This is a genomic window from Vibrio sp. 10N.222.48.A3, assembly GCF_041475345.1.
GTDB lineage: Bacteria > Pseudomonadota > Gammaproteobacteria > Enterobacterales > Vibrionaceae > Vibrio > Vibrio tasmaniensis_A.
On the sequence record NZ_JBFRVX010000848.1, the window covers coordinates 1 to 5,431 of the forward strand.

Consider the following 5,431-nt stretch of genomic DNA (forward strand, 5'->3'; position numbering starts at 1 on the left):
ACGTAGTTCGTCACGCTCTTTACGCTGCTCTGATTTACGCTCGTTACGTTCAGCTTGGTTTGCGATGAAAGATGCTAGCTCTTTCTCTGCCCACTCTTGTGCTAGAGCTTCAGTTTCAAAACCAGACTCACGCTTAGATACTGTTGTGCTGCGAGACGTTACTTGACGAGTAATCTCGGCACACCAACCGTTGCGTTTTTCTGTAAGGCGGATATCAAATTTTTTGTTCTTAGACATGTTCTATTTTTTCCTAAGGGAGATCATTAAGGGATCGGTCAACTTTGATAACTCCATCTAAGTGAGCATCTTTTAACACCATCCCTTGGTAAGCGCGGTATTAGAGCACAAATCAATGAATATTGCTGCAAATATTTGCAGCGGATCACACTCCATTGCTGCAAATCGTTTGTGCCGGATTTCAATGGGTTCGTAACCCTCCGATTCACCATCAACTTCTATGCTATTTTATCGACAACAATGAAATGAACGGTTCTCAAACAGAGATAAATTAAAGCGATAACTAGCTGCGTTCAAAAAGAGAAGCTCATTGCTTCCCTTTAAAAATGTGTTAGAAAATCAATACGCTTACCCCGGATGACCATCCACTCTTGGTGTTAACAGCATCATGCCAAACTTCCAGATAAACAGACCAAACGCCAACGTCCATAAACCCGCGCTGATGTTGACCATCTCAAATAAGTAAGCAGGGAAGAAAGTGACACCTAAGCTACGAACTAATGCCGCGATAAAGATAGCCGAGAACGCCAGCGCCACACTTGGCCCTTTATAGATAGCACGGCCAGTGTGTCCCATGGTGACACGTGTGATCATCGCAAGAATGAGCCCACTCAAACCACCAATCGCAAACAGGTGCAGCATGTTATGGCTTGCAAATGGATTATCTAATAAGCCTCTTAGCAACAAACTCAAAGGAATACACAAATAAGCCGCATGCAGTGACCACACCAAAGGCTCAGACAACGTTGTCCAAGGCTTCCAACGAACAAAGCGAACCAACTGAGTCACACCTGCAAACACCATCAACTCATTGCCCACTTGAGCAAAGGTCAACGGGAAGAAGCTCAGCACAAACAATCCAACCAAAGGCAGGTTCGCTAGCCATTCCAACCAAACCAGTGGTTGTGCTTTTTCAAAGTCAAAACGACGGGCCGTGAAGAACGGGATAACTCGTCCACCCATTACGGATAATAGCAAGGTAAACCACCATAACATTGCGTGCCATACTGCAGACGATGGGAATGGAGGCATGCCTTTAATCGTCGCGTAACTAGCAAAGTTGGCGACGATAGCCAATATAAACAGCGGCACAAAAAACAAGTTCTTCCAGCCTTTCGATTTCACGACACGGAAACCAATCTCGTAAGCGGCAAAGATCAAGAACAACGCTTCAACCGATGAGATTAACCACAATGGCGCCGGTGTCCAAAATAGAATACGAGGTGCGAGCCACAAACCAACGAGCGCTGCTAATCGATAATGTTTAGTTCCGTTGACTCCCGTCCACGTTTGCACCGCAGTCAGAACAAAACCAACCACAATCGCCATAGAAAAACCAAACAGCATTTCATGTACATGCCACCAAAGCGCGGGGACTTTTAACACTTCAGGCTGACCATTTTGGAACATGACAACCCAAGCGACGATAGCAATCACGGCATAGAGACTGCCAAGAAAGAAGAAAGGTCTAAAACCTAAACGAAGATAAGCTGGAATCGCATCTTCTACGCTTTTATCTGTGATATTTAACAAACTCATTCCTCATTTCAGATAACAAGCCAAGTGTGGCTTATATTGAATTGCTACCAATAGCCAAATTCAAGGTGCAGTAATCATCACCGCAATATTGCCTAACACAATGCATGAAACGCGCCAAAGATATAAAACCAATAAAAACAAGCAACAAGGTGTATTTAGAGAACAAAAAAGTGTCAATTAAACACACCACAAAAAGTTATTTAGACTCGAATATGTGTAAAATAAAAACTACTGACATTTGATGAAGCCAAACATATAGTAAGACTAGTCTCAAATACAAAAGAACAGACAGGGAACGCGATGTATATTTTTGGTTATGGTAGCTTGATCAACTCCTCTTCTCGTCAACTCACAGGTCAAACAGGACAAGCTATTCCTGCGATAGTGCACGGCCTAGTGCGTCACTGGAGTAAAATCGACGACAGCTATGTTTTGTCACCGTTGATCGTCAATCTTGGTGAGGGACAAGTGAATGGTGTTTTGCTTGAGGTCGATGATGTTGCGTTGGCTGAATTTGATCGTCGTGAGCGTGGTTATCATCGAGTTGAGTTAAGAAACGATCAGATAGAGAGCCAAACCGAGTTTAAAGCGGATCAATCGATCTGGGTATACATCAGAGACGAAATCGAAGCGCCTTGTGAAAACAGCCCTATCGTTCAAACCTATGTTGATACTGTCATGGCAGGATGTTTAGAGGTGTCTGAAAGCTTTGCGGCGCACTTTGTGGAACATACACAAGGTTGGCACCATCCATTAGAAAATGATCGCCACCAGCCGAAATACGGCAACCTTGCTGGGGTTTCTGATCACCACCACAGTGTGATTGATGGCTTGATACTGACCGTTCGTAGCTAGTTGATACTCATAATTTGTCGGTCTACATAGCTTGTTGCACTTAGTCAGTGAGCTCGACCGTTAACTGTTCTAAATCGAGATTAAACAACTCAAACCTGTAAACACTTAAGGGGTTAGAGCTAACTTCGAACAAAAGAAAAAGCGCTAGGGGGAGCTAGCGCTTTTAAGACCAACTAAGTCCGTTTAGCCTGGTAGTTTTTTAAGCTATATCATTAGGATATAACCCATTTTTTTACTTAGGTAAATCAAAAAGCCTATTCTTTACGACTACTTTTAGTCGTAAATTAAGTATAGTCGGGTTGTGAAAAATAGAAGGTTTTATTTCGTTTATTTTTACCTTAGACACAAGGTTGAAAAGTAGAAAACCAGCTCAAATGAACTAACCTTTAATCATGATAGGAAATCTTGATGAAGGGCTATATGGATTCAGAGACGACCACCGCCAAATCCACTCCTCAAAAAGAACAATCAAACTTGTTATCGTCTTTACTTCATGAATTCAGAAGAAACAAACTGATTCTGTATTATGTTGCATTCATTGCCCCGTTTACCTTAATCATCAACATATTTGTTCCCGAGAATATGAAATATGACATCTATAGCTATATCGATGTTTTGATTACAATTTGCTCTGTCACTTTTACTGTTTGGGCTACGTATTACTATTGCTATTTAATGTTTAAACGAGAAAAAAAACCAACGATACGGTTAATAAAAAAAGTGAAATCGCTGCTATTTCCTATATCCAAGCCTATTTATTTTGTTTTGTTAATGCTCGTTTTAAACATCTCATTCTCGAGCTATACGTTTATAAAATCACTGATACCTCACTTCAATCCATACAATCTAGATCTTACCTTTTATCATTTAGATAAGTGGCTGCACTTCGGTGTATCCCCATGGGAAATAACACATTTTTTCCTGCCGAATGCGGCTTCAACTCTAGTGATTAATTTTCTATACAATTTATGGTTTTTTCTTATGTGGGGGATGTTACTTTTTTTCATTGTCTATCGGAAAAATGACCACCTGCGTAACCAATTTATCCTCACCTTTTTGATATCTTGGTTTCTCCTAGGTAACGTCATAGCGACGCTGTTGTCGTCTGCGGGACCCGCCTACTTTCACCACTTCTATGAACAAGATCTCTATCTTAGGTTAATGGAACGTCTACAAGCGCAAGACCTCCAGTTAAAGCAAGCGAATCTATTCCCACTTTGGATGCTATCCGCGCAGGATATGCTTTGGGATAGCTATGTGACAGGAATAAGAGGCAGAGGAACGGGCATATCCGCCATGCCAAGTTTGCATGTAACAATCGCAGTGTTAATGGCTATGACCACATTCCGGTTAAACAAAAACTGGGGATATATTGCGTGGGTTTACGCTTTCTTTGTCCAAGTTGGGTCCGTTCACTTAGCGTGGCACTACGCAATAGATGGGTATATAGGCGCTCTAATGGTAGTTGCTCTTTGGCACTTAATTGGTTATTTGCTAAAAAGAAACGCGTCATCAATCACTCAGCCGCAATGACAATCTCAACCGCTTGAGAGATCACTTTCCTCAAGTGAGTGTTTTTGTCATCTAATTGCTTTCCCTTACGATAAACCAGCTGTATATCAAAATCAGGAACATCTATCGGCGGAGCAACGGCTATCAGTGAACTGTCGACATTAGGGGCATTTCTAGCGACTAACTTAGGCACAATGCACAATAGCTTTCTGCCACTGATCAATCGTTTTACCGTTAAGAAGTTGCTTGAAGATATCGCCACTTTTCTGGTGTAGCCCAATTCAGACAATTTAGTATCAACTGCCGTTTTTAAGGCACCATTAGGAGACACTAAGGCGTGCTCCACAGAGACAAATGATTGTAATGACATAGGCAACTCAACATCCAAAACGGATGCATCAAGCAAGCAAACATGTTGCTCGGTATAGAGATGTTCAATGCCATATAGCTTAGGCACTTCACCAAAACTGCCTATCGCAATGTCTAGCTTAGCCTCTTCAAATACCTGCTGGTAATTGTTTCGATTAACGTTAAGAAATGCGACTTGAGAGTTTGGCGAAGCTTGTTTAATAAAATCGAAGATCATTGGGCCAAACATCTGTTCCGCGTAATCGGTAAGTCCGATCTTCCAGCTGCCTTTATAACTATCAACTTCGAACATTTTGGACAACAGAACTTCAGATTGAATAGTATTAAGCAACGCATCGACGGTGCTCGATAATTCAATGGCTCGGTCGGTCGCCTCCATCTTGCTACCGACACGCTCAAACAGAGGATCATCAAACAACTTTCGCAGTCTTTGTAAGCTATGACTCATCGCTGATTGGCTGACATAACAACGCTCAGCCGCTTTGCTCACACTGTTCGTTTTATACAGTGCCTGTAGTGCAATCAATAAGTTAAGATCAATTCCTTTCCAGTTAAAGTCAGCCACAAACCAATCCCATATCATTCATAATTATAATTAAAACAATTAATTTGAATCATAGTACAACTCCACCTAAATTACGCTAAACATTTATCTGGAATCGATCATGCTTTCAATTTTTAAAACCTTTTTCTGGCTTGGCTGGATTAGCTTTGGTGGACCAGCGGCACATATTGGCTACTTCCGTAAAACCTTTGTTGAGAAACTGAATTGGTTATCCGACGAAGAGTACGGGCAAATTGTCGCCCTCAGTCAATTTCTGCCGGGTCCAGGCTCAAGTCAGGTTGGCTTTGCGGTTGGTTACAAAAAAGGTGGCTTAACCGGTGCGATTGCCGCATTTGTAGGCTTCACCTCCCCTTC

6 protein-coding genes are annotated in these 5,431 nt (G+C 41.9%); 3 read left to right on the plus strand and 3 right to left on the minus strand.

What is annotated here, in order from left to right:
* Window positions 1-237: DUF3622 domain-containing protein (locus tag AB4653_RS20680; RefSeq protein ID WP_372105206.1), on the minus strand; the 237-nt coding region annotated here is incomplete at its 3' end.
* Window positions 238-585: 348 nt separating this feature from the next.
* Window positions 586-1,770, minus strand: coding sequence for an NnrS family protein (locus AB4653_RS20685; protein ID WP_102257859.1), 1,185 nt, complete (start codon window positions 1,768-1,770; stop codon window positions 586-588).
* 306 nt (window positions 1,771-2,076) lie between these two features.
* On the opposite strand from AB4653_RS20685, the gene AB4653_RS20690 reads away from it, so the two are divergent.
* Window positions 2,077-2,631 carry a gamma-glutamylcyclotransferase family protein gene (locus AB4653_RS20690; protein WP_102257769.1) on the plus strand — a complete coding sequence of 185 codons (555 nt, stop codon included), beginning with the start codon at window positions 2,077-2,079 and terminating at the stop codon, window positions 2,629-2,631.
* 408 nt (window positions 2,632-3,039) lie between these two features.
* Window positions 3,040-4,164: a phosphatase PAP2 family protein gene (locus tag AB4653_RS20695; protein WP_170962707.1), complete on the plus strand. Its 1,125-nt coding sequence runs from the start codon at window positions 3,040-3,042 to the stop codon at window positions 4,162-4,164.
* Here AB4653_RS20695 and AB4653_RS20700 read toward each other — a convergent pair.
* Window positions 4,148-5,077: a LysR family transcriptional regulator gene (locus AB4653_RS20700; protein ID WP_102257768.1), complete on the minus strand. Its 930-nt coding sequence runs from the start codon at window positions 5,075-5,077 to the stop codon at window positions 4,148-4,150. The two genes, AB4653_RS20695 and AB4653_RS20700, sit on opposite strands and share 17 nt — an antisense overlap.
* A 100-nt stretch (window positions 5,078-5,177) precedes the next feature.
* Between AB4653_RS20700 and AB4653_RS20705 the strand changes: the two genes are divergently transcribed.
* Window positions 5,178-5,431, plus strand: a 254-nt coding sequence (locus tag AB4653_RS20705) for a chromate transporter (RefSeq protein WP_372105208.1), incomplete at its 3' end; no start/stop codon positions are given.